We start from the raw sequence: 26,930 nt of genomic DNA on the forward strand, positions 1-26,930 counted from the left end.
GTAATTGGTTTACGCAAAACATAATTTGATTTTAAATACCCGTCAAGCTATAAACGCCCATCCTTGTATTTCAGTGGTAAAAAAAGCATGGCAGAAAATGACAGGCGGCAAAGCGTTGGCTCGGCAGAAGTGGCAGCTCAAGTATTAAAAGCTTTGGCTGATCTGGCCCCGGCCACCTCGCTGACGCATCTGGCTGATTCCTTGCAAATGCCTGCCAGCAAGGTGCACCGCTATTTGCAGGCGCTCATCACCACAGGTTTTGCCGAGCAGGACTCCAGCAGTAATCATTACGCACTCGGCCCCGAAGCCTTACGTGTAGGCCTGATTGCGCTGGGTAAAATGGACGTATTAAAAGTTGCCACGCCCTATCTTTTGAATCTGCGCGATCAGCTGAATGAAACCGTATTTTTTGCGGTATGGGGCAATAAAGGCGCAACCGTGGTGCAAGTGGAGCAGGCGCTCAGATCCATCAGCCTGATTACTCAGGTTGGATCAGTATTACCTGCGTTTAAATCGGCCACGGGCCTTGTGTTCAGCGCGTATTTGCCAGAGCAGGAGCTGCAGCTTTTATTGCAGGAAGCGGCACTTGCCAAGGCAGAAGCCATGGAAATCAATACGCTGCTGGCGGGAATACGCAGCCAGGGCTGGCACAGCATTCAAGGCTTGCTGATCAGCGGCGTAGACGCTATTTCTGCCCCGGTATTTGATGCGCGTAGTCAGATTATTGCTGTGGTAACGGTGGTGGGCTCTTCTTCATCCACTCTGCAACCCACTGCAAAAAGCGAGCTGGTACAAAAATTATTGGCCGCCACACAAGCGATCAGCCGCAGGATGGGGGCGGCTTGAGGTGATTTCGAACGATGGTTAAGCCTTAAACCACACACTGTGGGCACAGCGTTTCACAGAGGAAAGCGGGTGTATTTACGATGTATGTCTTGTAAAAAGGCTATGGCGATAGTGTGTTTTACTGGGGTTCTCTGCGCCCTTTATGGTTCAAGGTTTAGCAAAGCCAGTTAAACATAAATCGTTAAATCACTCTTGATTTGAATATGGCAGGCCAGTCGCACCAGCTCGGGTGTATCGGGGATGGTGAGCGGGGAGCCGGCGGCCAGTCCCGCATGGCGGATCATGACGTTCCTTTCTTTGCCGCCCAGCGTCACCATATTGCCGCTGCCTGCATGCTCTAAGCGTACTTTACACGCGCCACAAGTTCCCTGACCGCAGCGCCACGCCAGTTGTAATTTGCCATCGCTGACTAATGATCTGACGGCAGAAATGAGCATGCTTTCTGCCGCAGCCTCGCATTCCAGACGGGTGGAATCTTGCAGGTTGATGAAAGTTAATTTGTACATGTGCGGGGAGCAACGCTTAGTTCTAAGATGAAGGAACAATCCACATTGTAACTGGCCATGATCAAGAAAATACCCACAGAAGTACTAAAGATCGGTATGTATATCCATGATCTGAATGTGGACTGGATGGACCATCCCTTTTTGCGTAAGCAGTTTGTAGTTAAAACGGACGAAGATTTACAAAAAATCATCGCCTCCGGGGCTCATGAAGTTTATATCGATACCGACAGAGGGCTGGATTATGCCCATGCCCCAACTGTGGACGAAGTGAATGCATCGATTGAGGCCGAGATGGTTAAAGTCGCCACCGCCCCCGCTCCGATTATTCAGGTTTCAACAACCGAGGAAATGTCCCGCGCTAAAAAAATCCATAAGCAGGCGCATTTGTTGGTGCGGTCTGTGATGCAGGATGCCCGTATGGGTAAAGCCATTCAAATGGACGATGTAGAAGAAGTTGTTGAGGCCATTACTGATTCTATATTGAGAAATAGCAGCGCTTTATTAGGTTTATCCGGAATTAAAGATAAAGACGAATATACCTTTTTGCATTCGGTAAGCGTGTGTACGCTGATGGTGACCTTTGCAAAAAGTATGAATTTTCCTGCGGAATTAATCCGGCAGGCGGGTATTGGTGGTTTATTGCACGATACGGGTAAAACCATGGTACCCAATGAAGTTCTGAATAAACCCGGCAGGCTGACGGAAGCAGAATTTGAAGTGATGCGCTCTCACCCCATGGAGGGTTTTAAAATATTGTCGCAGGTGGATTCAATTGGCGAAATTCCTTTAGAAATTACGCTGCATCATCACGAGCGCATGGATGGCAGTGGTTATCCGCATAAATTACCCGGTGAAAATATTACGCAATTAACGCAAATGGCATCGGTGGTGGATGTATACGATGCCATTACTTCTGATCGCTGTTATCACAAGGGAATGCCTGCATCAGAAGGATTAAAAAAATTATGGGAATGGAGTAAATTCCATTTTAATCCCACCCTTGTGCAAGCCTTTATGCGGACTGTGGGCATTTACCCCGTGGGCTCTCTGGTTAAATTAGAATCTGGCCGCCTGGCCGTTGTGCTGGAGCAAAACGAAGGTAATTTATTAATGCCAAGAGTGAAGGCTGTATTTAGCACCAAGGCCAATACTTATATCCCCCCGGTAGAAATTGATTTATCCAAACCTATGGGGCTGGGCGGAGCAGACCGTATTACCGGGCATGAATCGGCGGATAAATGGGGAATCGACGTTACCCGTTTCTTGATTCCTCCAGGGTGAAAGACACAGAGCACATAGAGAAAAACTTTTAGGACGGGCATAGGTTTTATCGTGACCTATCTTTATCACTAAAGACAAACCACAGCAAAAAAGCCGATTTTTATAGGGTGTGCAAGTTGTTTTCCTTGCGCACCGTTCTTTGGTGCACAGCGACTGCGTCGTTGTACACCCTATAAAAACTGATTTGCTCTGTTGATAAAGGTTTGTGCGCTGGGTCTATAGAACCTAGGGTTTTAATGCTTTGCTTACAGAAACTTCAACTTCCCATCCAACCGCCTCGCCATTGGCGTGCGCATTAAGAATAACAACCCCAAGATCGCAGCATAGATAAGCGGGGTGCTTAAATCCCGTTTTACCAGCCACAGATAATGCAGCACGCCTAGGCTGGCAATCAGATACACCAGCTTATGCAGGCGTTGCCATTGGCGTTTTAGCTTGCGGATCGCTGCCTGATTTGATGTGGCGGCCAGTGGAATCAGCAAAACAAAAGCCAAAAATCCAACGGTTACAAAAGGGCGTTTGATCACGTCGTGCCAGATCGCGGCCGGGTCTAAGCCGTGATCGAATACAAAGAAAGTCAGCGCGTGGATAAAAGCGTAAAAAAACACATACAGCCCCAGCATGCGGCGGTAAAGCAGCAGCTTGCCATAGCCACTCAGGCGGCGCAGCGGTGTAACAGCTAGGGTAATCAGCAGGAAATTAAGCGTCCATGTGCCCGTTTGCCTGGTTAAAAACTCAATCGGATTAACCGCTTGCCCGGTAGCAAATAAGATCCAGGCCAGCGGTAGGAGGCAGGCGATAAAAAGCAGAGGTTTACTAAAGCGCATTACGGCAGACTCTTAAAGTGGGGTTAGCGGTTTAGTCGTTTGATACTGCTTAATCTGATAAGCCGCCTTACCGGTATAATGCCAATCCTCGCATAAGGAAATGGCTATGTCGCAGAGCATTATTCACGCCGCGCACCGAATTGTGGTGAAGGTTGGCTCCAGCTTGGTTACCAATGAAGGCCGTGGTCTCGATCACGCCGCTCTTTTGCGCTGGGCGCAGGAGATTGCCGAAGTCTCAAAAATGGGCAAACAGGTGGTGCTGGTTTCTTCCGGCGCCATTGCAGAGGGCGTGGCACGCTTGGGCTGGTCGCAAAAGCCGACTTCCGTACACGAAAAGCAAGCTGCCGCTGCTGTCGGGCAAATGGGCTTGTGCCAAGCTTATGAGAGTGCTTTTCGCGCCTATGGTTTAAAAACTGCGCAAATTCTGCTCACGCACGAAGATTTGGCTGATCGTACCCGCTATCTCAATGCCCGCTCTACCCTGATGACGCTGCTGAATCTGGGCGTGATTCCCATTATTAATGAGAACGATACGGTGGTCACCGCCGAAATTAAATTTGGCGATAACGATACCCTTGGCGCTTTGGTGACCAATCTGATTGAGGGTGATGCGCTGATTATTCTGACCGACCAAACCGGCCTTTATACCGCTGATCCGCGCTCCAACCCTGATGCTAAGCTGGTGGAAGAAGCCGAAGCTGGGGACGCCAGCTTGGAAGATATGGCGGGCGGCGCGGGCTCCAGTGTGGGTACGGGCGGCATGTATACCAAGATTATTGCTGCCAAGCGCGCAGCCAGAAGCGGCGCTTCTACCGTGATCGCCTGTGGTCGTGAGCATGAAGTATTAGCACGCTTAGCCCGTGGTGAGCGGATTGGTACGCAGCTGACTGCACAATCAACGCCCATCGCGGCCAAAAAACAATGGATTGCCGATCATCTGCTGCTTAAAGGCAGTGTGGTGCTGGATGCTGGTGCGGTGCGGGCGCTGCGCTTGCAAGGCTCCAGCTTGCTGCCTATTGGCGTTAAAGAAGCGCTTGGCGATTTCCTGCGCGGAGATGTGGTGAGCTGTGTGGATTCGGCCGGGGTAGAGATTGCCCGTGGCCTAGCAAATTACAGTGCCGCCGAAACCCGCCGGATTATGCGTTTGCCCACAGGGCAAATCGAAGCGGCTCTGGGCTATATCGATGAATCAGAGCTGATCCATCGCGATAATATGGTGCTGATGGTTTAATCAAGCCCGCTGTAAACCTTTGTTTATTCTTGATGGGCCTTATGTAAAGGCAGGGACTAAGGATGGGTATGCTGCAGCGGCTATGCAAATTGCATCGATCAAAGCTCTCACCCTTGCTGTCTTGTATAGGTCGGGGTGAGCGACCAGCCATACCGGATACCGTCGCCGGCGTTCTGTCCAGACGGCTTGCAGCTCAGGATATTCATGGGCAAGAAAATCAGGTAATTCTGTGATGCCAAGGCCTGAGCGGGTTGCGGCGCATAAACTAAATAGCGTATTGCAGCGCATTCCAATTTTTCCCTGATCAATACTTTCTCCTGCCAGCTGCTCAGGTTCTGACCAGCCTGTAGGCTGCAAGGGCAGTAACAGGGTGTGACCAGTGAAATGCTCTCCCCGGGCAGGCGTAGAGTGCGTGCGCCAGTAATGAGCTGAGCCATACAGCGATACCGTAAGCTCCATCAGTTTTCGGGTAATTAACAGAGGCGATTCAGGGCGGATCGTGCGCAGGGCGATGTCTGCCTCACGCCGGTTCATATTGACTAATTCCGCCCCTGTTAACAGCACAACTTCAATATCAGGGTGTTGTTTCTGTAGTGCTTCCACCGCTGGAATAACAAAGAATTGCGCCAGTGTATCGGTAGTGGCAATGCGTATCAGCCCGGCCAGTCTCAAATCTGAATCTTGTACCGTTTTTTGCATCGACAGTGCGGCTTCCTCCAGCCGTAATGCCTGAGGTAACAACAGGTCAGCAAAAGGCGTGGGCATCATTCCCGCCGTGGTGCGTAGAAATAAGCGAGTATTTAATTGCCGCTCCAGTGCATTCAGGCGCCTGCCTACGGTTGCCTGATCTACATCGAGCAGGTTGGCTGCGGCTGCAAGCGTTTTCATTTTGTAGATTGCCAGGAAGTAGCGAACGTTATTCCAGTCCATTCCAGTCTGCCGGGGTTTGGTGTTACAGGCGCGAATGTTGATTAATTTATCCATACATCATTATTCAGCATTTGTGGATGATTGTGCCACAGTTTTTATTTATGCTTATAAAATATTCCATTTTTTATTGATAGGTAGCTATAAAACTGCAATGCGGTCATGCAGCTTTGTCGATTCCAGTCTCTTTTATCTTCAATCTATAATTGTTTGCTTACTTAACGCTTTGAAAAACTTGGCGTTTTTTTTGCAATATAAAAAATAATGGAGAAAGATTGAAGTGGTTAATTTGAAAGCAATATTGGCAGGAGCATGGGTGCTTGAGTCTTATCTGAAGCGTGCAGAGGATGGCAGTGTTGCTTTTCCTATGGGAGAACAGCCTCAGGGAATGATTATGTACACGCCAGAAGGCTATATGTCTGTGCAAATTATGGACAGTGAGCGACCGTTTTTTGCTTCAGACAATCTGCATGAAAAAACGGCAGCAGAGTTAAGCCTTGCTGCTGCAAGTTATTTTGCATACTCAGGTTTATATGAGGTGGAAATTGAGCCTGCTGCGAATGACCTTGCAGAGCATTCTTTTAGTGGCTTAATTACGCATCATATGCAAACTAGTCTCTTTCCTAATTGGGTTGGTTGCTCATTGCTTCGCCGTCTTCATTTGCAAGGCGACAGGCTTGAACTAAGCACATGCCAGGCTTCGCCTTACCGTGGCAAGCAAATGACTACCCACTTAGTCTGGCGTAAGCGTTTTGCCGTTAAGCAGAGTGCTGAGGCTGCCGATCAGCAGTTTCGTTTGATTGCGGCATAAGGGAAGCATATATGCAAAAGCAGCTCCCCAATCATCCTTCTCTGGTGATGTGCTTAATTATTATGCTGTCGCCGATAGGGCAGATGGCGATCGATATTTATGTCACCGCCTTGCCGGCAATGCGGCACGATTTTGGTGTCAGCCAACAGCAAATACAATTAAGTGTAACTGCCTATTTATTGAGTTTTGCTATTGGGCAATTGTTTTACGGGCCTCTGGCTGATGCGTGGGGAAGGAGATCTACTTTACTGCTTGGGCTTGGGCTTTATTTGCTGGGGAGTGTGCTTTTACTTTCGACGGATCACTTTGCCTGGTTTCTTGCAGCAAGGGTGGTGCAGGGATTAGGCGTAGCTTGCGGCTCAGTAGTGATGAAGGCGCTTGCACCAGATCACTTTACAGGGAAGGAGCTGGCTCATGTGATGACGTATATGGTCATTGGCTGGGGAATGGGGCCCATTGTTGCGCCTGTACTTGGGGCCCAATTGCAAACTCATTGGGGCTGGCAGTCTTGCCTGTATTTCTTGCTTGCGTATGGTGTGGTTTTATTTTTAATTGTGTTTTTCGGGCTGAAAGAGTCTCTGAAAAAAACGGTTCCACTTAAATTAAAATTGATTATTGAAAATTCGCAGATGATTTATGCCAATCGCGAGTTTCAATTGTGTTTTTTAATTATGGGGCTTTGCTATGGCGTATTATTGAGTTTTAATTTATGCGCACCCTTTATGGTTCAGGACGTATTGCATCGCTCACCGGTTTTTTTTGGAAATGTAGCTTTGGCAATGGGGGGCGCTTATTTCTCCGGGGTATTTAGTAACCGGATTATTGCAGGGCGTATTGCGGCTGCCCGCCTTTGTTGCTCCGCTGCTATGATTAATATTTTCACTAGTATTGTAATGGTGGCGCTTGCATTGCAATGGGGTTTGAATCTATTCAGCCTGATTATTCCAACCCTGCTGATTACTTTTTTCTCAGGGGTCATTTTTCCGAATATGATGGCCCGCAGTGTGTCGATGTATCCTGCCTTAGCTGGGTTAGCCAGTTCTTTGCTTGGCTTTTCTCTTACACTCTGTGCTGGGGGGGTTATGTATATCTCCAGCTTATTACCGGTCGATAATTTATTGCCTCTGGCTTTACTCTATTTATTAATTGCCATTTCGTCGTGCTTGATGTTATTTCGTATCTATAGGGCAGAGCCTCACTTTGTTTTGAAGTCTGCCTGATAGCTATTTAATGAATAATAATGCAGGGCATAAGCGGTTTTTATGCCCTGCATTTATGGCGGAGAGTTCAGGCCCTAGCGAACAATCTTAAGTGGTTCGTTCGATGTCATTGAATCGATAATTTTTTCTGCAGATGAGGGCGATCCGCCCCAGCAAAACTCTTTGGCCAGCTTGTATTGATAGCCATTGCGCTTATCTTTAAAGATCAGCTCCCACGGGCGATTAAGGTTTTGCCACTGATCGCCGCTTAAATAGGCGTAGCTGCGGTATTGCCTAGTTTTGCAATCAATCCCTTCAAAGCTGACATTTCTGACCTTGCTGCCCTTACTGGTTACGGCAACGGCATAGCGCACAATATCGTCTTGCCCCACAACAATGCCATCCAGTGCAATTTCAAATTTATTCATTCTGGAGTCATAATTTGCGCTGAATTCCTGCCACTTTTCGAGTTTTTTTGGGTCAGGCTTGTTGAATTCTTTTTCTTCTGGCGTGGGTAGTGGTGTGTCTTTGAGTAAGCGTGAAAATGTTGTTCCACCATCCCGCTCTATGCCCGGCGGAGTGGTATTACTGTATTCAGATGCGCTGGCAAGGCAAGGCAGGGCAAGGAGGGTAATAAGTAATAAACGTTGCATATTTATCCTGAAAATATTGTTTGTCTGCTTGTCAGTGTGGAATCCGGCGAATAGGGATACTACGCGTGGGACGAATACTAAACCATGTGGCCTGCAAGGTAATATGTTGTATGCCGTAATGTTCGCCCAGCATATGGTTGATATGTTGCAGCTGCAAGGGCCATGTTTCTGGTTTTTCGATCACAATATGCGCTGAAAGTGCTACTTTGCCGCCGGATATATTCCAGACATGCAGATCATTCACCTGAACAACGCCCTTTTCAGAGGCTAGAGCGGCGCCAATTTCTTCTAGGTTTAAGTGTTGCGGCACGCCTTCCATTAAAACATGGGTGGCCTGACGAAGCAGATTCCAGGTCGATCGCAGAATCAGCATGGATACCACAACCGATAAAATCGGATCAATCGCCTTCCAGCCAGTAAAGTAAATCACCGCACCAGCGGTAATCGCCGCAACGGATCCCAGTAAATCACCCAGCACATGGATCATTGCCGCACGGCTGTTCAGATTGTCGTGATCGTGTGATAGCTGCCATGCCGAAATGATATTCACGACAAGACCAATCACCGCAATAATCATCACACCCATGCCGTTTACGGTCTGAGGATTCATTAAGCGGCTGACAGCTTCCACCACAATCCACACGACCAGTGCAATCATCACCAAGCTATTGATCAGCGCGCCAATGACTTCGGCCCTGGCATAGCCATAGGAGTTGTCTGCATTGGCGGGCCGCTGGCCAATCAGATTGGCAATCAGCGCTAAGAGCAGCGCTGCGGCGTCGGTAAACATATGGCCTGCATCTGAAATCAGCGCCAGCGAGCCGGTCATGATGCCGCCAATTAACTCCACAATGCCAAAGCCGCCCGTGATAATCAGCGCCAGCAGCAGCCGTTTTTGCGAGCTGGGCTTGCCATGGTCGTGATGATGATGGGCGTGATCAAAGGTGTGATCATGGTGCTCGTTATGTCCGCCTGGCTGATCGTGCGGGTGGTGGTGCTGATGTGCCATTTATTTTTCCTGACGGATTGTGACTTGAAAACCCTGATCGCTGGCGAGGGTAATGCTGGCCTGGTGTAATTCTGCAATTCTGTGCACGATGGATAAGCCCAGCCCTGCTCCCGTCTGGCTTTGGCCGGGAGGCCGGTAAAAGCGCTCACCTAAACGGACCAGTACCTCGGGTGGAACGCCGGGGCCATTGTCGCTAATGCTGATGGCGTTTTGATTGATCTTAATCGTGATGGCCGCATTTTCACCCGCATAGCGCTTGGCGTTATCCAGTAAATTACGCAGTAACAGCGCCAGTAATCCTGCATGGCCATGCCATGTCCAAACATTGCCGGTATGTAAGCAGCTTTGCGGTAGCCCGGCATCTTGTAAGGCCTGCCGGGCAAGCTGAACCATATCGATACTGAGCCCAGTTTTTACTGTTGCATAGTCAAGGCGTGCCAGCTCTAAAAGTTGTGCGACCAAATGCGTACTGCGATCTACGCCGAGTAGGGCTTGCTTCAATGCTTTCTCACGCGCTTCGGGGCGGGGGCTGCCCTGAGCCAGCTCGATTTGTACACGCAATCCGGCCAGCGGGGTACGCAGCTCGTGGGCCGCATCTGCAGTAAAACGCCGCTCTTTTTCCAGCGTGTCATTCACCTGGGCAAAAAGCGTATTGAGCCGGTCGCGCAGCGGGGCAATTTCGCGCGGCACCGGCAGGGTGAGTGCTTCTAGGTTATCAGGCGCGCGGCGGGCTAGCTCGGCATCGACCGCTTTAAGGGGGAGCAGGCCGTGCCGGATGGCCAGCAATAATAGTGGCAATAAAATCGCGAAGGCCAGCCCTGCAGTCATGCCGACATAGCCGACGATTTCGTCGATCAGCTTGTCGCGTTTTTGATGGGGCTCTCCCACAACAAGCTGGCGCTCCTTATCTTGGCGAATGGCAATTTCCCAATGATTGCCGTCGAGGGTAATGGTGCGCGTTTTTTTTTCGGGCTGGGTCTGAAAAGGCAGGGGATGCTCGTTGCTGGAGACCAGCAGCTTGCCGTCTTTGTTATAAAGGCTAAACGCCACCCGGGGCAGATGATCGGGTTTGCGGCGCAGATCAAACTGTAAATCGTCGTCATCCCCTAGGCTTTGCCAGAGTAGGTCGGTATAGACGTAGAGCTGTTTATCCAGCAGCTCGCTGATTTCATCATGGGTTTCGTAAAGTAAGACGGCGCTGAATGCAGCCCAGGTGAGCGAGGTGAGTAAGAGTACCAGCAGGGTAAGCCTTGTAGCCAGCGAGGCGCTTTGCAGCCAGCTTTTCATTCTTTTTCTTCCAAACGCCATCCCAAGTTACGGGCATTGCGTATCACGACATGATTAAGTTTTTTGCGTAAATGCGAGAGATGGACGTCTAGGGTATTGCTTTCAATATCCTGCTGCCAGCCGTAAAGCTTTTCTTCCAGCTGCGGGCGGGACAAATAATGCGGATGGTTCGCCATTAAAAGATGCAGCAGGCGGTATTCCATGGCGGTGAGATTGAGTGTCTGGCCTGCTTGTTGCACCGACTGATGAGCGGGATCAAGCACCAGATCTTGCCAGCACAGCTCGCCATCATGTTTGCCCTTGCCCCGGCGCACCAGGGCTCTTACCCTAGCGCAAAGCTCGCCAAGTGCAAAAGGCTTGATCAGATAATCATCCGCGCCTGCATCGAGGCCTTTGATACGATCTTCAATACTGTCTCTGGCTGTGAGCAGCAGTACCGGCAAATGACCGCGCTCACGGCGTATCCATGCCAGAAGCTGCAGGCCATCCAAGCGTGGCAGGCCAATATCGAGCACTACGCCATCAAAGCTGTGCTCGGTCATCAGCGCCAATCTTGCGGATTCTCCATCTTTTAACCAGTCGACTACAAAGCCAGCGTCAGTTAAACCCTCGGCAATGCCATCGCCCAGAAGGGGGTCATCTTCAACCAATAGTAAGCGCATGGAGATCCTTTATATGGCACAGCAGCCTCAGCTGTGCTCCTCTTTTATAACGGGAATTTCTGCTCGTTTATAGCCGTGAATCATCGCGGCAGGCAGGTTTTCTTTATGCCGCCAGCTTTCTATTAGCGCGGCAGCAATATGTAAGCCTACTCCGCTTAATAAAGTGTAAGCCAGAATCTCATGCAGCTCTTCCAGCCACTCTTCACCAAAAAATGCATCTGTTCCCATCATATAGCCCGTGCCACCCATGGCTAAGACCATGATCAATAAAAACAGCATCATCACGGCTCCTGCTGGATTGTGGCCCAAAAAACGCGGGTGCTCGCCACGGCGCATGGCTTGTATATACGGAATCACGCGCTTGGGGCTGGGAAACCAATCGCTAAAGCGGGCATGGCGGCTGCCAGTAAATCCCCAGATAATGCGGATGCAGACAATGCCCAGCGCCGTATAGCCTGCCCAGCGGTGCCAGATTGCGCCTTCTTCATTCAAAAAATTACCTAAAACTGCAATGGCCAGGCTCCAGTGCAAAACGCGCACCAGCGGGTCCCAAACTTTGATTCGATTCATGATTGAATCCTTCTCGGCATGATTAACAACGCCAGTGTTTGTTTTTGGCAGGCGCTGTTTTTACCGAGAAAGCCCGGCAGAATTACCCAGCGCTAAAACCCTTGCTGCCTCTATTAAAAACAAGAGGAGTGGTCCGTGCCTACTCCTCTTGTTTTGCCAGCGCGAAAATTAATCACCAATCTCAGATTTAACGATGTCCAGTGTTTTGGTATCGAAATAGACTTCGGCTTTTTTGCCTTCTTTATTCCAGCCATAGATTTCATAGCATTCGCCGGAAGTTTTGAATTTTTTGATTTTGTAACCCATGGCTACAATTTTGCTTTGGGCATCACTTGGGCTGAGCCATTCAGCTTTTGGGTGGGGTGTGCAATTTGCACTGGCCATGGTCAGGGAAGAGGTTGCGAGGGTGGCAACTGCAATCAGGGCGGCGATTTTCATGGTGTTTCCTTCGTGGAGGTGTGATGAAGAGATTGCATTTCAACACAGCATCATTAAGCGAGACTTAAGCTTGAAGGAATAAATAAAAATCGCGGCCACATGTTTTAGTGCAGGGCTTGATGATCTAAATCAGGCCTTTGGGATGGATCCAGATGCGTCATTAAATTAAGCACCCGGTGCCGCTGCATCACACGTTGCCGCGCCTCTACGGCGATATCGTGGCCCGCTTCTACGGTAATCAGCGCTTCTACTTCGATATGTGCATCGACCACAATCATATCGCCCATTTTGCGTGTGCGCAGATCGTGCACACCCAGCACGCCCGGCGTGCTTAATAGCGTTTGTTTGATTGCTTGAACTTCGTCGTCGTCGGCGGCTCTGTCCATCAAATCGTGCAGGGCATCCCAGCTAAAGCGCCAGCCCATTTTGCTGATCATAAAGCCCACTAAGAGCGCCGCAATCGGATCCAGAATCGGGTAGCCCAGCAAATTACCAATAATGCCGAGGCCCACTACCAGCGACGATGCCGCATCCGAGCGGGCGTGCCAAGCGTTGGCGATCAGCATGCTGGATTTCACCCGCTTGGCCACACTGAGCATGTATCTAAACAGCAGCTCTTTCGCAATCAGTGCCGTACCTGCTACCCACAGCGCGATGATGTGTACTTTTTGAATGGTTTCAGGTGCTTCAAGTTTATTAAATGCGGCCCAAAGCATGCCGATCCCCACGGCGAGCAGGATCAGACCAATAATCAGCGAGGCCGCGGTTTCAAAGCGTTGGTGACCATAGGGGTGATCTTCATCCGCATCTTTTTTGCTGTGATGCCCAGCAAAAAGCACCACGCCATCGGCCACCAGATCAGAGAGTGAATGAATCCCATCGGCAATCAGAGCCTGGGAATGAGCGAACAGGCCCAGTATAATTTGGGCGCTGGCCATTATGATATTGACTAAGACACTGACCCAAGTGCTGCGCGATGCTGCGGCTGCACGGTCGGGAGTATTTTCGGCAGAGACTTTGCCATTCATATTACTTATCCTTTGCGACGTCTGTTTGGTGGTATCAATTTATTGGCAAATCAGGTGTGCGCATTGCACCATGGGATGATTAAGCAGAAATTAAGTTTGTGCAGATAATCGCTGTCAGCTTGGGATGAGTATAAATCTTAAAGAACCGTCAGCGCTTGTTCATACGCAGAAGAGCGGGCTTGGTACAATGGTTCTTTTTATCGGAGACATCCATGTCCAGCCGCCCAGAGCACCAGCAAGCCGCCGATTTAAGCGGCCTTAATTGCCCGCTGCCTATCTTGCGCACTAAAAAGGCCCTTGCCACGATGCAAAGTGGTGAAGTGCTGCATGTGATCTGTACCGACCCGGCCACACCGACCGATTTCACCGCGTTTTGCCGTCAGACTGGGCACGAGCTGATCGAGACCTGGCCGCAAGACGATAAATTTCTGTTTTTGATTCGCAAACGCTAAGCGTCAGGCCAAACATATTTACCTGCTGATGTTGCGTAGCCTTTGAAAATCGCGGATTAAAAAGTGCTAAACCTTAAACCACAGAGAACGCAAAGAGCACAGAGTTTTACTTTGTGGTTTAAGGTTTTTTCTGCGAAACATCAGTTACTCACTCACAAATACTGAGAATTAAAATATGAGCAAATCAATCACCATTATTCGCCCTGATGACTGGCATCTGCATTTACGCGACGGCGATTTAATGGCTGCCGTTTTACCACACACGGCGACAGAATTTGCCCGCGCCATTGTGATGCCCAATCTTAAACCACCTGTCACAACGGTGGATGCGGCCTTTGCTTATCGCCAGCGAATTTTGGAAGCCCTGCCTGCAGGTGTGCAGTTTGAGCCTTTGATGGTCTTGTATCTTACCGACCACCTAACGCCGGAAGAAGTGGTCAAAGCCAAGCAAAGTGGCTTTGTTAAAGCAGTGAAGCTCTACCCTGCTGGGGCTACAACTAACTCAGATTCGGGCGTGACTAACTTCGATAAAGTGATGCCTGCGCTGGAAAAAATGGCCGAGCTGGGCCTGCCTTTCTTAGTGCACGGTGAAGTCACTGATCCGCAGGTGGATGTGTTTGATCGCGAAGCGGCATTTATTGATAGCGTGCTGATGGTCTTGCAGCAGCGGCTGCCAAAGTTAAAAATCGTGTTTGAACATATCACAACCAAACAGGCTGCTGAATATGTCTTAAAGGCTGGGCCAAATATTGCGGCTACAGTGACACCGCAGCATTTGCTGATGAATCGTAATGCTTTGTTTACTGGCGGAATTCGTCCGCATCATTACTGCTTGCCGGTACTTAAGCGTGAAGAGCACCGTCGTGCCCTATTAGCAGCAGTGACTTCAGGTAGTAAAAAATTCTTCCTTGGTACCGATAGTGCACCGCACGCTAAACACACCAAGGAAGCGGCCTGTGGTTGCGCAGGTATTTACTCTGCCCATGCCGCTTTGGCTTTATATGCCGAAGCCTTTGAATCGGTAGGGGCGCTCGATTTACTTGAAGCGTTTGCTTCTAAAAATGGCCCCGCTTTTTATGGCCTGCCAGAAAACACCGACACCGTGACCTTGGTAAAAGAAAGCTGGCAGGTGCCAGCCAGCTATCCTTTTGGTGAGCACAATGTGGTGCCTTTACGCGCTGGGGAAGAAATCCATTGGAAGCTGGTTTGAAGCCGACTTTAGTGAGCCGGGCAGTTGCCAAGCCCGGCTGGTGGATCTTTGGCGCGGCGATGTTTGCTGCCGCTTGGTGGGGCCAGCCCTTAGTCGATTCGGCCCATTTTGAAAATCACTTCTTTGGCGTGTTTTGGTATTCCATGATCGTCTTGGGGCTGATGTTCTGGGCTCTGCCGAGCGAGCAATTTACCGACGGCAGCATTCTGGAGCGCCGCACCATGCTGTTGGGGTTGTTGCCGTTATGGCGTAAGCGCGAGGCTATCAGTGGCTTTGAGCGGGTGGAGCTGACGCAAGAGCCCAATGTTTTTGGTAAAGACAGCGTGTGGCTCAGCCTGATTTCGAGCGAAGATGGCGAGACCACCCGTCGTTTTGTGTTCGCTTATTTCCCAGCCAGCCAGCGGGGAATCGCTAAAGCACAGCAAATGGCCGGTGATTTATCACAAATAAGCGGATTGCCATTTGCACAAGCAGCCTCAGAGGTGTGATAATCCGCCGCTGCGGAGCAGGCCAGACAGTCGCTGCCATACTTTTAGGGTATGGGGGAGGAAAGTCCGGGCTCCATAGGGCAGGATGCCGGTTAACGACCGGGCGTTGCAAGGCGACGGAAAGTGCAACAGAGAGCTGAACCGCCGATGGCCCAAGTTAAAAGCCTTTATTGATACAAGGCCGGATTGGGATCAGGTAAGGGTGAAAAGGTGTTCCCGTCAGGGATGCAGGCCGCAAGGTTTGTCGGTAAGAGCGCACCGCGGACGTGGTAACACGGACGGCAGGGTAAACCCCATCCGGAGCAAGACCAAGCAGTAGACGTTGAGGTGGCCCGCCGAGTCTACGGGTAGGTTGCACGAGCCCAGTAGCAATGCTGGGCCTAGAGGAATGACTGTCACCCTGGGGTAACTCAGGGCTACAAAACCCGGCTTATCGGCCGGCTCCGCAACCCCATAAGTAAAAAAGCCGATCTATCCGTAGATCGGCTTTTTTGCGTGCAGCGTATTGAATAGCGAAGCCTGAATCTTGAACTACAGAGAACACAGAGAGCTCGGAGTTTCACAGAGGAAACCCAAACGAAAGCGCTTATCTGTCAGACTTGGCAAAACGCCGGAACTTGTCTGGGCCGGCTCCGCAACCCTATAAGTAAAAAAGCCGATCTATCCGTAGATCGGCTTTTTTTGCGTTTGAATCGGTCGTGTTTACTGAGTGAAAAATGCCGCAAAGCGCTTATTGATTTCATCTGGGGACACATCTTCAATATGTGTGGCAAGGCTCCAGATATGGCCAAACGGGTCTTTTAATGTGCCAATTCTATCGCCATAGAACTGATCGCTGATTGCGCGCAGCTCAACTGCACCCCGTTTAATCGCCTGCTCAAAAGCAGTATCAACATTTTCTACATACAGCATGATGCTGACCGGTGAATTACCCAGAGCTGCAGGGCTTACATAGCCCATATCAGGGTGCTCGTCGGCCAGCATAATGGATGAATCGCCAATTTTAACTTCGGCGTGAGCTATTTTGCCGCTCGGGTCGGCTAAGCGCATGACTTCTGTGGCGTTAAAGGCGCTTTTATAAAACTCGATCGCGCTCACTGCATCGTTGACTATCAAGTAAGGTGTTGCGGTATGGTATCCATGCGGAATGGCGTTCATTGCTGCATCCTTGTTCAAAAGTAACTTTACATAGCGCACTTGGGATTAAGTTGCGCCCTTAACAAGCTGCTTTTTATTAAGCAGCTTGATCTTCACCGCCGATAAAGCGGTAAATCACGGCCCCTAGGATGGCTCCTGCAATCGGGGCAAGCCAGAATAACCATAGTTGGCCGATTGCAAATTCGCCTGCAAACAGAGCGACAGCAGTGCTGCGGGCTGGGTTCACCGAGGTATTCGTTACAGGAATGCTGATCAGGTGAATCAGGGTGAGGCCCAGACCAATAGCGATGGGTGCAAAGCCCTGTGGAGCGCGTTTGTCTGTAGCTCCTAGGATAATGATCAGAAACATCATGGTCATGACCACTTCGGTAATCAGTGCTGCTGCCATGGAGAACTTACCTGGCGAGTATTCGCCGTAGCCATTTGAAGCAAAGCCCCCAAGTGTTGTGAAGTCGGCTTTACCTGTCACTATAAAATAGAGCACCGCTGCAGCCACAATCCCGCCTGCAACCTGGGCAATGATATAAGGGATAAGTTGATTTGCAGGGAAGCGTTTGGCCGCCCAAAGGCCTATAGAAACTGCAGGGTTAAGATGGCAGCCAGAAATATGGCCTATTGCATAGGCCATGGTTAGAACGGTCAGACCAAAAGCTAAGGAAACACCCACAAAGCCTATCCCTAGTGCGGGGAAGGCGGCTGCCAAAACGGCACTGCCGCAGCCGCCAAGTACCAGCCAGAAAGTGCCAAAGAATTCTGCCGCGTATTTTTGCATTTCGTGTGTTCCTTTCAATTAGATTACATTTTGAGAGGGCGAATATACAGCTGAGCCCTTGTACGGGTACAGGTAAAAGTAGCTTGCAACAGCGTTTGATGCGGGTGTTTGTGTTGAAGCTCACATATGAGCCGGGTTAATCAGTGAATTTAAAACATGATCCTGCCATTGCCCGGCAATTTTTAAGTAAGAACGTGCATAGCCTTCTTTCTCAAAACCTAAGCTTTGCAACAGCTTGGCACTGCGCAAATTATGCGGCAGATGGTTGGCCATAATGCGGTGCAAATCCCGAGTGCGAAACAGGTGTTCAATCGCCGCACTGAGTGCCTCTTTCATCAGACCTTTACCCTGCGCGCAAGCTGCAAGTGAATAGCCCAAATGACAGGCCATAAATGGTCCTTGCACGATATTACTGAAACTACATTGCCCCAGCATTTCAGCACTGTGGGTATCAAGCAAAATCCAGTGAATTGCTGTGCCCTGCTCAAATTGCAGCCTGGCGTTTTCTAGCCTTAGCTGCCAAGCAAAGGGGGTGAAAAAATCCTCATCCCTTTGCGGGTCCCAAGGGGCAAGATGGCTGCGGTTTTCTTGCTGGAAGCTGGCCCAAAGCGCTGCCTGTGCAGGCTCAGCCAACACAAGCTTTAAGCGCCCGGTATTAATTTGTTCTATTTCTGGTTTTTTCTTGCCAAAAATCATAGTGCGTCTTGTGGGTTATTGGCGTGGAGTTTGGTTTCCAGCTCGCTGATCCGGGCTTCTAATTCATGCATTTTTTCACGTGTGCGGGCCAGCACTTCCTGTTGTATTTCGAATTCTTCACGGGTGACCAAATCCATTTTGGTAAAGGCTGAGGCCATCATGGCGCGGGCGTTTTTTTCCATATCTTTGGCTGGGCTGGCGGCAATCGCTTCGGTGATTTTGCTGGCGATTTCGTCAAAAAATTTATCTTTAAGCATGGTGAATATCCTTGGTGTTGTTGCTGCACCGCATGTGGGGCGGTTGATTGTTCATTCCTGATTCCGTTGTTGCACAGGCAAATGTTGCAGGCTCGCTTTTGAACGGTGTCGGTTTGACTTTTAAGTTTAGCAGAAGCTTGCCATTTTTAGATCGCACCACTCTGGTGCAAATTTAAGTTGCAGTGCACCATGGAACGTCTATTGTTGGTGCATTACCCCGCTGAGCGATTTTCAAGGCTATGAATTCAGTGCGTTTTATCGCTTGGCATACTTTGTGCTGATCTTTGATCGTACCCCACCTTTTGAAAGGAGCACCCCATGAAATTCGTGTCTGCGATTATTAAGCCGTTCAAGCTCGATGAAGTTCGCGAAGCTTTGTCGGAAATTGGCGTTCAGGGCTTAACCGTGACTGAAGTGAAGGGCTTTGGCCGCCAAAAAGGGCATACCGAGCTTTATCGTGGTGCTGAATACGTGGTGGATTTCCTGCCTAAGGTCAAAGTTGAAGTGGCTATCGGTGATGATCAGCTGGAGCAAACGCTGGAAGTCATCGAAAAAGCCGCCAATACCGGCAAGATTGGCGATGGCAAGATCTTTGTATTTGATCTGCAGCATGTGGTGCGGATTCGTACGGGTGAAACGGGCGAAGCAGCCATTTAACTTAAAACTTGCCGGAGAGAGTGATGATGAAAAAATTATTTGCAGCTTTCGTCCTTAGCGCGGCCTCAGCGCAAAGTTTTGCTGTTGAAGCGGCCGCATCTGCCCCCGTTGCCATCGTGGATACCATTAATAAAGGGGATAACGCGTGGATGTTTATCTCCACCGCCTTGGTGATTCTGATGTCTATTCCAGGCCTCGCCTTGTTTTATGGTGGCCTAGTGCGCTCTAAAAACATGCTATCGGTGCTGATGCAGGTGTTTTCTGTGTTTGCCATGATTTCAGTGCTGTGGGTGGTGTACGGTTATTCGCTGGCATTTACTGAAGGCAATGCTTTCTTTGGCTCGTTTAGCAAAGTGATGCTCAAAGGGGTAACGCCAGATTCGATCGCTGCCACCTTTAGTAAAGGCATAGGCATCTCTGAGCTGATTTATGTGGTTTTCCAAGGGGCATTTGCCGCAATTACCTGCGGATTAATTGTTGGCGCGTTTGCCGAGCGGATTAAATTTGCAGCCGTTCTGGCTTTTTGCGCGATCTGGTTTACTTTTTCTTACCTGCCGATGGCGCATATGGTTTGGTACTGGACCGGCCCTGATGCGTATCTGACGCAAGCTGCTGCGGATGCCGCAACAGCCACGGCAGGTTTCTTATTCCAAAAAGGTGCACTGGATTTTGCCGGTGGCACGGTGGTGCATATCAACGCTGCGGTTGCTGGCTTGGCAGGGGCGTTTATGGTGGGCAAGCGTATTGGCTTTGGACGTGAAGCCATGACTCCGCACAGCCTGACCATGACTATGATTGGTGCTTCATTGCTTTGGTTTGGCTGGTTTGGTTTTAATGCCGGATCCGCGCTGGAAGCCAATGGTGTGGCGGCACTGGCCTTTATAAATACATGGCTGGCAACCGCTGCTGCAACAATGTCTTGGCTATTGGCCGAGTGGATGCTTAAAGGTAAGCCTTCATTATTGGGCGCTGCATCGGGTGCAGTAGCGGGCCTGGTAGCGATTACGCCTGCTTGCGGTTTTGTTGGTGTAGGCGGCGCTTTGGTGATTGGCTTGCTAGCAGGGGTTATTTGCCTGTGGGGTGTGCATGGTCTGAAGCGTTTACTTGGCGTAGATGATGCGCTGGATGTATTTGGTGTGCACGGCGTGGGTGGTGTGTTGGGAGCGATCTTAACAGGCGTCTTTGCTTCGCCAGATTTGGGCGGTACAGGCATCTGGGATTATGTGGCAAATAAAGTGGCCGCAGATTATTCGATTCTTGCACAGGTGAAAATTCAAGCTATCGGCGTAGGTACAACTTTGCTATGGTCGGCTGTGGTTTCGATTATTGCCTTTAAGCTGGTTGATCTGGTGATTGGCCTGCGTGTACCGGAAGAAGAAGAGCGTGAAGGCTTGGATGTGACCAGCCACGGTGAAAAAGCATATAATCTATAGCTAATATAGATAAAGCCCTAAGGTCAGAAGCCTTAGGGTGTACAGACAGTTCGCTACAAGCAAATGAGATGGGTGTCCTCCAATTCTCTCTCTAAAAGGTATCGGTTTACTGCTTGTCTCATGGATGTGTAGCGTATTGTGGGAAGCCCGCCAGGCAACTGGCGGGCTTTTTTGCGTGCGGCATCCTTTACGTTTTCTTCGTGAGGTTCTTTTTTTTAAAAGCTAGTGTGTGCACGCTTCACGAATTGCCGCAATTCTGGCCTGCCTGATTTTTTCTGGGATTTGTGCCTTATCTTCACAGCTTTGGGCTATCTCGCCGCTATTGACGGTATTGGCTGCGGCCAACAGCTTTAATAAATAGGCGGCCTGCGGGTATTCGCAGTTTTCAAAAGTCGTGCGCCCACGAGCGTCGGCTAGGCAAGCGTCGAGCATTTGCTGAAAGCGCTCAGGCTTTCTGAAGGCATCGCAGCGCTGGAAGATTTCTAGTACGGTGGCAGGGCGAAGTTGTTCTGCGGTGTGGATATGCGTGTGTTCACGGCAAACCATGCGGGCCAGATCCCGGCAATCACTGGGTACGCGCAATCTTTCACATAGCGCCTCTACCAGCGGCACACCACGCGCTTCATGGCCGATATGCCCTGGTAAAATATCAGCTGGGGTAGTGGCCTTGCCCAAATCGTGGCAGAGCGCGGCAAAACGGGTGGCAAGTGGCCATTTTTGCGCGGCGGTGTAGTTGAGCACCATCATGACATGTACGCCTGTATCGACTTCTGGGTGGTAGTCGGCACGTTGTGGCACACCCCAAAGCGCGTCGATTTCCGGTGCAATACGGGCCAGCGCACCGCAGCGGCGCAGCATTTCAAACATGAGGGATGGCGTGTCTTCCATCAGCCCCTTGGCAAATTCCTGCCACACCCTTTCTGCCACCAGATGATCGACTTCTCCGCTGCTGACCATCTCCTGCATCAAGGTGAGTGTTTCTGGTGCCACATCAAAAGCAAAGCGCGCGGCAAAGCGGGCGAGGCGCAAAATGCGTACTGGGTCTTCGCTAAAAGCAGGGGAAACATGGCGTAATAGTTTTGCGGCCAGATCGGCTTGGCCATTAAATGGATCGGTGATCTGGCCGAGCTCATCTTCGGCCATCGCATTAATGGTGAGGTCGCGGCGCAGCAAGTCTTCTTCTAGCGTAACCTCTTCGCTTGCATGCACGGTAAAGCCTTTGTAACCATGGCCGGATTTGCGTTCGGTACGAGCAAGGGCGTATTCCTGGTGTGTCTTAGGGTGCAAAAATACCGGGAAATCTTTGCCAACAGGCGTGTAGCCTCGTGCCTGCATTGCCTCTGCCGTGCTGCCAACCACCACCCAATCAATATCCCTTACCGGCAGGCCCAGTAATTTATCCCTTACAGCTCCGCCAACGCGATAAACCTTCATTGATCTTTCCTTAGATTTTTTAGTCACTTTATCTGTTAATTATATTGCCGCTACAATCAACTATCTTTTATTGAACTGATAACAAGGATGCCGCATGAAAATCGCCAATAGCATTACCGATCTGATCGGCAATACGCCTTTAGTAAAGTTAAATCGCGTTGCTCAAGCAAGCGGGGCAACGATTGTAGCAAAGCTGGAGTTCTTTAATCCTTCGCACTCGGTGAAAGACCGCATTGCTGTAGCGATGATTGATGCTGCCGAGGCGGCGGGCCTGATCGGGCCGGATACGGTGATTGTGGAGCCTACTTCCGGCAATACCGGCATCGGTTTGGCGATGGTTTGTGCGGCGCGTGGCTATAAATTAGTGCTCACTATGCCAGAAAGTATGTCTAAAGAGCGCCGTGCATTATTACGCGGCTATGGCGCAACCTTGGTGCTGACGCCTGCGGCAGAAGGGATGGGCGGGGCAATCGCAACAGCCAAGGCATTGGTGATTGAGCACAGCAATTACTTTTTACCTCAGCAGTTTGAAAACCCCGCTAACCCAGAAATCCACCGTCGCACCACGGCTGAAGAGCTTTGGAATGATACGGATGGTCAGATTGATATTCTGGTGGCAGGTGTGGGTACAGGAGGCACAATCACAGGGATTTCGGAAGTATTAAAAGCGCGTAAACCTTCATTTAAAGCGGTGGCAGTAGAGCCCGATGCCAGCCCTGTACTCAGCGGCGGTCAAAAAGGCCCTCACCCTATTCAGGGGATTGGAGCGGGTTTTGTGCCAGGTGTTTTGAATACCGAAAGCTATGACGAAGTGATTCGGGTAAAGAGCGAAGACGCTTTTGCAACGGCACGTGCCTTGGCCACGCAAGAAGGGATTTTAGCGGGGATTTCTGCAGGTGCTGCAACCTGGGCCGCCATCGAGCTGGGCAAGCGGCCAGAAAACGCAGGCAAACTGATTGCCGTGATTATTCCTTCCTTTGGCGAGCGTTATTTATCTACACCTTTGTTTGAAGGTTTGCTGGATTGAGGGTGGGATCGATCGCTTAGGGCGGGGCAACCCGCCGCGAAGAGGCAGAGTATTTGGAAGGTGGACACAAAAATCTGCCTTCTTGTATATAAAACTAGACGACTGGTCTATTCTTGTGAGAGACTAAGTCCATGGCTAAGAAAAAACACGAAGATACACGCGAACATTTACTTGCAGTGGGCGAATCCATTCTCAAAGGGAAAGGCTTCTCTGCTGTGGGGCTTGCCGAGATTTTAACGGCTGCCGAAGTGCCTAAAGGTTCGTTTTATCATTATTTCCCCTCAAAAGAGCACTTTGGTTGCGCAGTGCTGGAGCGTTATTTCGCCCTTTATCAACTTGGAATGCAGGCTTTAGAGGCTGAGTACGATTGTGGCAGCGAGCGGCTGATGCATTACTGGCGCACTTGGCTGATGTCCCAGGGGGCATGCAGCCAGGCCAATCAGTGCATGGTGGTTAAGCTTTCCGCCGAAGTGGCCGATTTGTCAGAGCCGATGCGGCAGGTGTTCAAGCAGGGTACCGATGGCGTGATTGAGCGCCTAGCAAAGTGGCTGGATGAGCCGCGCTGCGAAGGGGCCGTATTACCTGAAATGAGCCCGCAGGCTGTGGCGCTGATGCTGTATCAGATGTGGCTGGGAGCCAGCCTGCTGACCAAAATACGTCAGGATAGCAGCGCGCTGGAAACCGCCATGCAAACCACTTGCCACCTTTTGGGTGTGAAAGATTTGTAGTAATGGGCACATCGTTGTGCCCGCGCACCGCTTAATAGGGAAGGGCAGATCAGCTTTGCCTTCCCGATAAAATTTGTAATAAATACTTCGGCAACATTGCCGATTTTTTTGATATCCAAACTAGACGACTGGTCTATTTTTATGTACTTATAAGGAATGCACCATGCAACAATTCGAATTTTACAACCCCGTTAAAATCGTTTTTGGCGAAGGCCAGATTGCTAAGTTGGCCACTCTGGTGCCTGCAAATGCGCGCGTGCTGGTGCTTTACGGCGGTGGCAGTATTAAAAAAAATGGCACGTACACCGAAGTGATGGATGCTTTAAAAAACCACAGCGTTACTGAATTCTCAGGCATTGAAGCCAACCCTACTTTTGAAACCATGATGAAAGCCGTGGCACAGATTAAGGCTGAGAAAATCGACTTTCTGCTGGCAGTGGGTGGTGGTTCGGTCATTGATGGCACCAAATTTGCTGCCGCAGCAGCCCTGTATGAAGGCGAGCCTTGGGATATTCTGACTTCGCACGGCCGGAATCTTCAAGCAGCCTTGCCGATGGGCGCGGTGCTGACTCTGCCTGCTACTGGCTCAGAAATGAATAATGGCGCGGTGATTACGCGCAGCGAAACCAAGACCAAATTAGCATTTATGAATCCCTTGGTGTTCCCTCGCTTTGCAGTTCTTGACCCAACTAAAACCTACAGCCTGCCAGCGCGGCAAATTGGTAACGGCGCGGTCGATGCCTTTGTGCATGTGGTTGAGCAATATTTAACTTATCCAGCCCATGCGCCAGTACAAGATCGCTTTGCTGAAAGCCTATTGCAAACCCTGATCGAAGTCGGCCCGCAAGCGCTGGCTACTCCACATGATTACACCGTTCGTGCCAATTTAATGTGGGCCGCTACGATGGCGCTCAATGGCTTGATCGGTGCCGGTGTGCCACAAGATTGGGCTACCCATATGGTGGGGCATGAGCTGACTGCTTTATACAACATCGACCATGCGCAAACGCTGGCGATTATCTTGCCATCCATGCTGAATGTGCGCCGCGCCACCAAGAGTGAAAAACTGCTGCAATACGCCGATCGTGTATGGGGCATTACAGAAGGCTCGGATGATGCGCGTATCGATGCCGCCATCGCCAAAACCCGCGATTTCTTTGAAGCCATGGGCGTTAAAACCCGTATGCGTGATTATGGTCTGGAAGTGAGCGCCATTGAAACGGTGCTCGAGCAGCTAAAAGCCCACGGCATGGTGGCCTTGGGTGAGCGTGGCGATGTGGATTTAGCCACTAGCAAGCTGGTTTTGGAAGGCAGCTACTAAGATGAGCGCTGCGCTGATTTTGCATCACTACCAAGCCTCGCCGTACTCAGAAAAAGTGCGAGCTTATCTGGGCTATAAGCAGCTGGCTTGGCAATCCGTTTTAATGCCGCCTGTTTTGCCTAAGCCCGATTTAATGGCGCTGACCGGAGGCTACCGGCGCGCGCCGGTATTGCAAATTGGCGCAGATATTTATTGTGATTCAGCTTTGATTATTGCGGAGCTGGAGCAGCGTTATGCTCAGCCTGCTTTGGCTTCCGGGCCACAGGCGGCGCAAGCCGATTTACTGGGGCGCTTATTTGATGTGGATATCTTTTGGCGTGCTGCACGATATTTGATGGCAAGCCGTGTGGAGCATATTCCACAAGCCTTGCTCAATGATCGCATTGCCATGCATCCGCATTTGCCTTTACAGAAAGCGCAATTGCTGGCCGATCAGGCGCAATTAGCGATTCAGCTAAGTGCCTTGATTGATCAGCTGGATCAGGCTTTAAGCGGAGCCCATTTTCTGGGCGGCGTTAATCCATGTGCTGGTGATTTTGCGGTGTATCACACGCTGTGGTTTTTACAGGGCGCACAAGCCTTGGTGGTACTGGCTCCAAACACTCAAGCTTTATTGCCGTGGATGGCCAGAATGGCGGCACTGGGCCATGGCGAGATGAGCAGCATTACAGCGAGTGATGCGTTTGCTGCTGCCAAGCAGGCTCCGCCTGCTGCTCTTGCTGAAATGCAGGACTCCTTATTCAACGCTGGCCAGAAAGTGGCTGTTCAGCCAGAAGGCTACCCGCAGGAAAGCGTGGCGGGTGAGCTGGTTTATCTGGACGAGAAAAAAATCGTGATCGCCCGTCAAAGCACCGTTTGCGGCCTGCTGCATGTCCATTTCCCACGTATGGATTACGAAATTCGCACTGTTTAATTAATTGCACAGGAAGCAAAAGGTTTTGTTTCCTGTCGTTTTCCCTGCGTGCGGGGATCAAACACTCTGGAGCTCCACATGTCATCAACACTGAATCGTCGCATTGTTTTAGCCCGTCGCCCGCATGGCGCACCTGTACCCGCTGATTTTCGCTTAGAAGAGCACGCCGTCCCAGCGATTGGCAGCGGTGAAGTATTGCTGCGCGCTTTGTATTTGTCACTGGATCCCTATATGCGTGGCCGGATGAGCGATGCGCCTTCCTATGCTGCGCCAGTTGAAATCAATGGCGTCATGGTGGGTGGTACGGTGAGCCGGGTGGAAGCCTCGCAGCACGCTGATTACGCCGTGGGCGATTTAGTGGTGAACTTTGGTGGCTGGCAGGATTACAGCATCTCGGATGGCACAGGCCTGCAAAAGCTAGGCGCTTTGGCATCCCCATCACATGCATTGGGTGTATTGGGCATGCCAGGTTTTACCGCCTATATGGGCCTATTGGAAATTGGCCAGCCTAAGGCAGGTGAAACCGTAGTGGTGGCCGCTGCTACCGGTGCAGTCGGCGCAATTGTCGGGCAAATCGCCAAAATCAAAGGCTGCCGCGTGGTTGGGATTGCCGGTGGTGCTGAGAAATGCGCTTATGCCGTGAATGAGCTGGGCTTTGATGCCTGCATCGACCACCGTGCAGCAGATCTAGCCGAGCAACTGGCAAACGCCTGCCCGCAGGGCATTGATGTGTATTACGAAAACGTGGGTGGTGCGGTATTTGATGCCGTGTTGCCACTGCTCAACACCGCAGCTCGTGTGCCGCTCTGTGGCCTGATCTCGCAATACAACGCTACCACCCTGCCTGCTGGCCCGGATCGCTTATCGCTCTTGATGGGCACCTTGCTAAAAAAACGTATCCGTATGCAGGGCTTTATTATTTGGGACGATTTCGGCCATCGTTATGGCGAGTTTTTTGCCGCCATGAGCCAGTGGATTGCTGAGGGCAAAATCAAATACCGTGAAGACGTCGTACAAGGCCTAGAAAACGCCCCGCAAGCTTTTATTGGTCTGTTGGAAGGAAAAAATGCGGGCAAGCTGGTTGTGCAGGTTGCTGAGTAAATTTGATT

At 50.5% G+C, this 26,930-nt stretch carries 30 protein-coding genes and 1 other RNA gene; 16 read left to right on the top strand and 15 right to left on the bottom strand.

Annotated elements, in window-relative coordinates; translation table 11 throughout:
• Window positions 1-87: 87 nt before the first annotated feature.
• Window positions 88-846 (top strand): IclR family transcriptional regulator, encoded by a 759-nt coding sequence (locus DYD62_RS22140; RefSeq protein WP_115230086.1) that lies wholly within the window; start codon window positions 88-90, stop codon window positions 844-846.
• Window positions 847-1,013: 167 nt separating this feature from the next.
• Here DYD62_RS22140 and DYD62_RS22145 read toward each other — a convergent pair whose 3' ends face one another.
• Window positions 1,014-1,352 carry a 2Fe-2S iron-sulfur cluster-binding protein gene (locus DYD62_RS22145; protein ID WP_115230087.1) on the bottom strand — a complete coding sequence of 113 codons (339 nt, stop codon included), beginning with the start codon at window positions 1,350-1,352 and terminating at the stop codon, window positions 1,014-1,016.
• A 57-nt stretch (window positions 1,353-1,409) separates the two neighbouring features.
• Here DYD62_RS22145 and DYD62_RS22150 point away from each other — a divergent pair, with 57 nt between their 5' ends.
• A complete protein-coding gene (locus DYD62_RS22150; RefSeq protein WP_115230088.1) occupies window positions 1,410-2,633 on the top strand; it encodes an HD-GYP domain-containing protein in 1,224 nt (407 codons plus the stop codon).
• A gap of 245 nt (window positions 2,634-2,878) precedes the next feature.
• Here DYD62_RS22150 and msrQ read toward each other — a convergent pair whose 3' ends face one another.
• Window positions 2,879-3,460: a protein-methionine-sulfoxide reductase heme-binding subunit MsrQ gene (gene msrQ / locus DYD62_RS22155; RefSeq protein WP_115230089.1), complete on the bottom strand. Its 582-nt coding sequence runs from the start codon at window positions 3,458-3,460 to the stop codon at window positions 2,879-2,881.
• 106 nt (window positions 3,461-3,566) lie between these two features.
• On the opposite strand from msrQ, the gene proB reads away from it, so the two are divergent.
• Window positions 3,567-4,691, top strand: coding sequence for a glutamate 5-kinase (gene proB / locus DYD62_RS22160; RefSeq protein WP_207916724.1), 1,125 nt, complete (start codon window positions 3,567-3,569; stop codon window positions 4,689-4,691).
• Window positions 4,692-4,730: 39 nt separating this feature from the next.
• Here the strand turns inward: proB and DYD62_RS22165 are convergent, their stop codons facing one another.
• A complete protein-coding gene (locus DYD62_RS22165) occupies window positions 4,731-5,621 on the bottom strand; it encodes a LysR family transcriptional regulator (protein ID WP_165928758.1) in 891 nt (296 codons plus the stop codon).
• A gap of 277 nt (window positions 5,622-5,898) precedes the next feature.
• Between DYD62_RS22165 and DYD62_RS22170 the strand changes: the two genes are divergently transcribed.
• Window positions 5,899-6,429, top strand: coding sequence for a lipocalin-like domain-containing protein (locus DYD62_RS22170; protein ID WP_165928759.1), 531 nt, complete (start codon window positions 5,899-5,901; stop codon window positions 6,427-6,429).
• Between the two features lie 11 nt (window positions 6,430-6,440).
• Window positions 6,441-7,649 carry a multidrug effflux MFS transporter gene (locus DYD62_RS22175; RefSeq protein ID WP_115230093.1) on the top strand — a complete coding sequence of 403 codons (1,209 nt, stop codon included), beginning with the start codon at window positions 6,441-6,443 and terminating at the stop codon, window positions 7,647-7,649.
• A gap of 74 nt (window positions 7,650-7,723) precedes the next feature.
• Here DYD62_RS22175 and DYD62_RS22180 read toward each other — a convergent pair whose 3' ends face one another.
• The 7 genes from DYD62_RS22180 to DYD62_RS22210 all read right to left on the bottom strand — a co-directional run bounded on the left by DYD62_RS22180 (window position 7,724) and on the right by DYD62_RS22210 (window position 13,275).
• Window positions 7,724-8,281 carry a CNP1-like family protein gene (locus DYD62_RS22180; protein ID WP_115230094.1) on the bottom strand — a complete coding sequence of 186 codons (558 nt, stop codon included), beginning with the start codon at window positions 8,279-8,281 and terminating at the stop codon, window positions 7,724-7,726.
• 31 nt (window positions 8,282-8,312) lie between these two features.
• Window positions 8,313-9,290, bottom strand: a complete 978-nt coding sequence (locus DYD62_RS22185) for a cation diffusion facilitator family transporter (RefSeq protein ID WP_115230095.1) — start codon at window positions 9,288-9,290, stop codon at window positions 8,313-8,315.
• The gene (locus tag DYD62_RS22190; protein ID WP_165928760.1) at window positions 9,291-10,577 is read right to left on the bottom strand and encodes an ATP-binding protein; all 1,287 of its coding nucleotides are present in this window, start codon (window positions 10,575-10,577) and stop codon (window positions 9,291-9,293) included.
• The gene (locus DYD62_RS22195) at window positions 10,574-11,239 is read right to left on the bottom strand and encodes a response regulator (protein ID WP_115230097.1); all 666 of its coding nucleotides are present in this window, start codon (window positions 11,237-11,239) and stop codon (window positions 10,574-10,576) included. Before DYD62_RS22195 ends, DYD62_RS22190 begins: the two co-directional genes overlap by 4 nt.
• A 27-nt stretch (window positions 11,240-11,266) precedes the next feature.
• Complete coding sequence (locus DYD62_RS22200) at window positions 11,267-11,809, bottom strand: cytochrome b/b6 domain-containing protein (RefSeq protein WP_115230098.1); 543 nt, start codon at window positions 11,807-11,809, stop codon at window positions 11,267-11,269.
• A 168-nt stretch (window positions 11,810-11,977) separates the two neighbouring features.
• Complete coding sequence (locus DYD62_RS22205; protein WP_115230099.1) at window positions 11,978-12,247, bottom strand: PepSY domain-containing protein; 270 nt, start codon at window positions 12,245-12,247, stop codon at window positions 11,978-11,980.
• A gap of 104 nt (window positions 12,248-12,351) precedes the next feature.
• The gene (locus tag DYD62_RS22210; protein WP_115230100.1) at window positions 12,352-13,275 is read right to left on the bottom strand and encodes a cation diffusion facilitator family transporter; all 924 of its coding nucleotides are present in this window, start codon (window positions 13,273-13,275) and stop codon (window positions 12,352-12,354) included.
• 212 nt (window positions 13,276-13,487) lie between these two features.
• Between DYD62_RS22210 and DYD62_RS22215 the strand changes: the two genes are divergently transcribed.
• From DYD62_RS22215 to rnpB, 4 genes are all read left to right on the top strand, one after another.
• A complete protein-coding gene (locus DYD62_RS22215; RefSeq protein WP_046352560.1) occupies window positions 13,488-13,727 on the top strand; it encodes a sulfurtransferase TusA family protein in 240 nt (79 codons plus the stop codon).
• 175 nt (window positions 13,728-13,902) lie between these two features.
• Window positions 13,903-14,937, top strand: a complete 1,035-nt coding sequence (gene pyrC, locus DYD62_RS22220) for a dihydroorotase (RefSeq protein WP_115230101.1) — start codon at window positions 13,903-13,905, stop codon at window positions 14,935-14,937.
• A complete protein-coding gene (locus DYD62_RS22225) occupies window positions 14,934-15,425 on the top strand; it encodes a hypothetical protein (protein ID WP_115230102.1) in 492 nt (163 codons plus the stop codon). Before pyrC ends, DYD62_RS22225 begins: the two co-directional genes overlap by 4 nt.
• 14 nt (window positions 15,426-15,439) lie before the next feature.
• Window positions 15,440-15,874: RNase P RNA component class A (gene rnpB, locus DYD62_RS22230), an RNA gene on the top strand.
• Between the two features lie 253 nt (window positions 15,875-16,127).
• On the opposite strand, the gene DYD62_RS22235 is transcribed toward rnpB, so the two are convergent.
• The 4 genes from DYD62_RS22235 to DYD62_RS22250 all read right to left on the bottom strand — a co-directional run bounded on the left by DYD62_RS22235 (window position 16,128) and on the right by DYD62_RS22250 (window position 18,308).
• Entirely contained in the window at window positions 16,128-16,583 is a 456-nt protein-coding gene (locus DYD62_RS22235) for a VOC family protein (RefSeq protein WP_115230103.1), read from the bottom strand.
• Between the two features lie 76 nt (window positions 16,584-16,659).
• Entirely contained in the window at window positions 16,660-17,355 is a 696-nt protein-coding gene (aqpZ, locus tag DYD62_RS22240; RefSeq protein ID WP_115230104.1) for an aquaporin Z, read from the bottom strand.
• Between the two features lie 120 nt (window positions 17,356-17,475).
• Window positions 17,476-18,051: a ribosomal protein S5-alanine N-acetyltransferase gene (gene rimJ, locus DYD62_RS22245; RefSeq protein WP_115230105.1), complete on the bottom strand. Its 576-nt coding sequence runs from the start codon at window positions 18,049-18,051 to the stop codon at window positions 17,476-17,478.
• Entirely contained in the window at window positions 18,048-18,308 is a 261-nt protein-coding gene (locus tag DYD62_RS22250; protein ID WP_099399412.1) for an accessory factor UbiK family protein, read from the bottom strand. The genes rimJ and DYD62_RS22250 overlap by 4 nt, the downstream gene beginning before the upstream one ends.
• A 318-nt stretch (window positions 18,309-18,626) precedes the next feature.
• Between DYD62_RS22250 and glnK the strand changes: the two genes are divergently transcribed.
• Both glnK and amt read left to right on the top strand, forming a co-directional pair.
• Window positions 18,627-18,965: a P-II family nitrogen regulator gene (glnK, locus tag DYD62_RS22255; RefSeq protein ID WP_099399413.1), complete on the top strand. Its 339-nt coding sequence runs from the start codon at window positions 18,627-18,629 to the stop codon at window positions 18,963-18,965.
• 23 nt (window positions 18,966-18,988) lie between these two features.
• Complete coding sequence (gene amt, locus DYD62_RS22260) at window positions 18,989-20,398, top strand: ammonium transporter (protein ID WP_115230106.1); 1,410 nt, start codon at window positions 18,989-18,991, stop codon at window positions 20,396-20,398.
• Window positions 20,399-20,620: 222 nt separating this feature from the next.
• Here the strand turns inward: amt and DYD62_RS22265 are convergent, their stop codons facing one another.
• Entirely contained in the window at window positions 20,621-21,832 is a 1,212-nt protein-coding gene (locus DYD62_RS22265) for a multifunctional CCA addition/repair protein (protein WP_115230107.1), read from the bottom strand.
• 94 nt (window positions 21,833-21,926) lie between these two features.
• On the opposite strand from DYD62_RS22265, the gene cysK reads away from it, so the two are divergent.
• The 5 genes from cysK (at window position 21,927) to curA (ending at window position 26,922) form a co-directional block, all read left to right on the top strand.
• A complete protein-coding gene (gene cysK, locus DYD62_RS22270; RefSeq protein ID WP_115230108.1) occupies window positions 21,927-22,859 on the top strand; it encodes a cysteine synthase A in 933 nt (310 codons plus the stop codon).
• Window positions 22,860-22,990: 131 nt separating this feature from the next.
• Entirely contained in the window at window positions 22,991-23,587 is a 597-nt protein-coding gene (locus DYD62_RS22275) for a TetR/AcrR family transcriptional regulator (RefSeq protein ID WP_115230109.1), read from the top strand.
• A 163-nt stretch (window positions 23,588-23,750) separates the two neighbouring features.
• On the top strand, window positions 23,751-24,908 hold the full coding sequence (locus DYD62_RS22280) for an iron-containing alcohol dehydrogenase (protein ID WP_115230110.1): 1,158 nt from the start codon (window positions 23,751-23,753) through the stop codon (window positions 24,906-24,908).
• A gap of 1 nt (window position 24,909) precedes the next feature.
• Window positions 24,910-25,821 (top strand): glutathione S-transferase family protein, encoded by a 912-nt coding sequence (locus DYD62_RS22285; protein WP_115230111.1) that lies wholly within the window; start codon window positions 24,910-24,912, stop codon window positions 25,819-25,821.
• 78 nt (window positions 25,822-25,899) lie between these two features.
• Window positions 25,900-26,922: an NADPH-dependent curcumin/dihydrocurcumin reductase gene (gene curA / locus DYD62_RS22290; RefSeq protein ID WP_115230112.1), complete on the top strand. Its 1,023-nt coding sequence runs from the start codon at window positions 25,900-25,902 to the stop codon at window positions 26,920-26,922.
• The last annotated feature ends 8 nt before the right edge of the window (window positions 26,923-26,930 follow it).

Source organism: Iodobacter fluviatilis (assembly GCF_900451195.1).
Classification (GTDB): domain Bacteria; phylum Pseudomonadota; class Gammaproteobacteria; order Burkholderiales; family Chitinibacteraceae; genus Iodobacter; species Iodobacter fluviatilis.

What these genes read in the sequence shown, in the direction of transcription:
- amt (WP_115230106.1), top strand. Translation starts at nt 18,989, where the DNA reads ATGATGAAAAAATTATTTGCAGCTTTCGTCCTTAGCGCGGCCTCAGCG.
- DYD62_RS22185 (WP_115230095.1), bottom strand. Translation starts at nt 9,290, where the DNA reads ATGGCACATCAGCACCACCACCCGCACGATCAGCCAGGCGGACATAAC.
- glnK (WP_099399413.1), top strand. Translation starts at nt 18,627, where the DNA reads ATGAAATTCGTGTCTGCGATTATTAAGCCGTTCAAGCTCGATGAAGTT.
- DYD62_RS22275 (WP_115230109.1), top strand. Translation starts at nt 22,991, where the DNA reads ATGGCTAAGAAAAAACACGAAGATACACGCGAACATTTACTTGCAGTG.
- cysK (WP_115230108.1), top strand. Translation starts at nt 21,927, where the DNA reads ATGAAAATCGCCAATAGCATTACCGATCTGATCGGCAATACGCCTTTA.
- DYD62_RS22235 (WP_115230103.1), bottom strand. Translation starts at nt 16,583, where the DNA reads ATGAACGCCATTCCGCATGGATACCATACCGCAACACCTTACTTGATA.
- DYD62_RS22200 (WP_115230098.1), bottom strand. Translation starts at nt 11,809, where the DNA reads ATGAATCGAATCAAAGTTTGGGACCCGCTGGTGCGCGTTTTGCACTGG.
- DYD62_RS22180 (WP_115230094.1), bottom strand. Translation starts at nt 8,281, where the DNA reads ATGCAACGTTTATTACTTATTACCCTCCTTGCCCTGCCTTGCCTTGCC.
- DYD62_RS22190 (WP_165928760.1), bottom strand. Translation starts at nt 10,577, where the DNA reads ATGAAAAGCTGGCTGCAAAGCGCCTCGCTGGCTACAAGGCTTACCCTG.
- pyrC (WP_115230101.1), top strand. Translation starts at nt 13,903, where the DNA reads ATGAGCAAATCAATCACCATTATTCGCCCTGATGACTGGCATCTGCAT.
- proB (WP_207916724.1), top strand. Translation starts at nt 3,567, where the DNA reads ATGTCGCAGAGCATTATTCACGCCGCGCACCGAATTGTGGTGAAGGTT.
- DYD62_RS22265 (WP_115230107.1), bottom strand. Translation starts at nt 21,832, where the DNA reads ATGAAGGTTTATCGCGTTGGCGGAGCTGTAAGGGATAAATTACTGGGC.
- DYD62_RS22175 (WP_115230093.1), top strand. Translation starts at nt 6,441, where the DNA reads ATGCAAAAGCAGCTCCCCAATCATCCTTCTCTGGTGATGTGCTTAATT.
- DYD62_RS22150 (WP_115230088.1), top strand. Translation starts at nt 1,410, where the DNA reads ATGATCAAGAAAATACCCACAGAAGTACTAAAGATCGGTATGTATATC.
- DYD62_RS22285 (WP_115230111.1), top strand. Translation starts at nt 24,910, where the DNA reads ATGAGCGCTGCGCTGATTTTGCATCACTACCAAGCCTCGCCGTACTCA.
- DYD62_RS22215 (WP_046352560.1), top strand. Translation starts at nt 13,488, where the DNA reads ATGTCCAGCCGCCCAGAGCACCAGCAAGCCGCCGATTTAAGCGGCCTT.
- rimJ (WP_115230105.1), bottom strand. Translation starts at nt 18,051, where the DNA reads ATGATTTTTGGCAAGAAAAAACCAGAAATAGAACAAATTAATACCGGG.
- DYD62_RS22250 (WP_099399412.1), bottom strand. Translation starts at nt 18,308, where the DNA reads ATGCTTAAAGATAAATTTTTTGACGAAATCGCCAGCAAAATCACCGAA.
- DYD62_RS22165 (WP_165928758.1), bottom strand. Translation starts at nt 5,621, where the DNA reads ATGGACTGGAATAACGTTCGCTACTTCCTGGCAATCTACAAAATGAAA.
- DYD62_RS22280 (WP_115230110.1), top strand. Translation starts at nt 23,751, where the DNA reads ATGCAACAATTCGAATTTTACAACCCCGTTAAAATCGTTTTTGGCGAA.
- DYD62_RS22140 (WP_115230086.1), top strand. Translation starts at nt 88, where the DNA reads ATGGCAGAAAATGACAGGCGGCAAAGCGTTGGCTCGGCAGAAGTGGCA.
- aqpZ (WP_115230104.1), bottom strand. Translation starts at nt 17,355, where the DNA reads ATGCAAAAATACGCGGCAGAATTCTTTGGCACTTTCTGGCTGGTACTT.
- DYD62_RS22145 (WP_115230087.1), bottom strand. Translation starts at nt 1,352, where the DNA reads ATGTACAAATTAACTTTCATCAACCTGCAAGATTCCACCCGTCTGGAA.
- curA (WP_115230112.1), top strand. Translation starts at nt 25,900, where the DNA reads ATGTCATCAACACTGAATCGTCGCATTGTTTTAGCCCGTCGCCCGCAT.
- DYD62_RS22210 (WP_115230100.1), bottom strand. Translation starts at nt 13,275, where the DNA reads ATGAATGGCAAAGTCTCTGCCGAAAATACTCCCGACCGTGCAGCCGCA.
- DYD62_RS22195 (WP_115230097.1), bottom strand. Translation starts at nt 11,239, where the DNA reads ATGCGCTTACTATTGGTTGAAGATGACCCCCTTCTGGGCGATGGCATT.
- msrQ (WP_115230089.1), bottom strand. Translation starts at nt 3,460, where the DNA reads ATGCGCTTTAGTAAACCTCTGCTTTTTATCGCCTGCCTCCTACCGCTG.
- DYD62_RS22205 (WP_115230099.1), bottom strand. Translation starts at nt 12,247, where the DNA reads ATGAAAATCGCCGCCCTGATTGCAGTTGCCACCCTCGCAACCTCTTCC.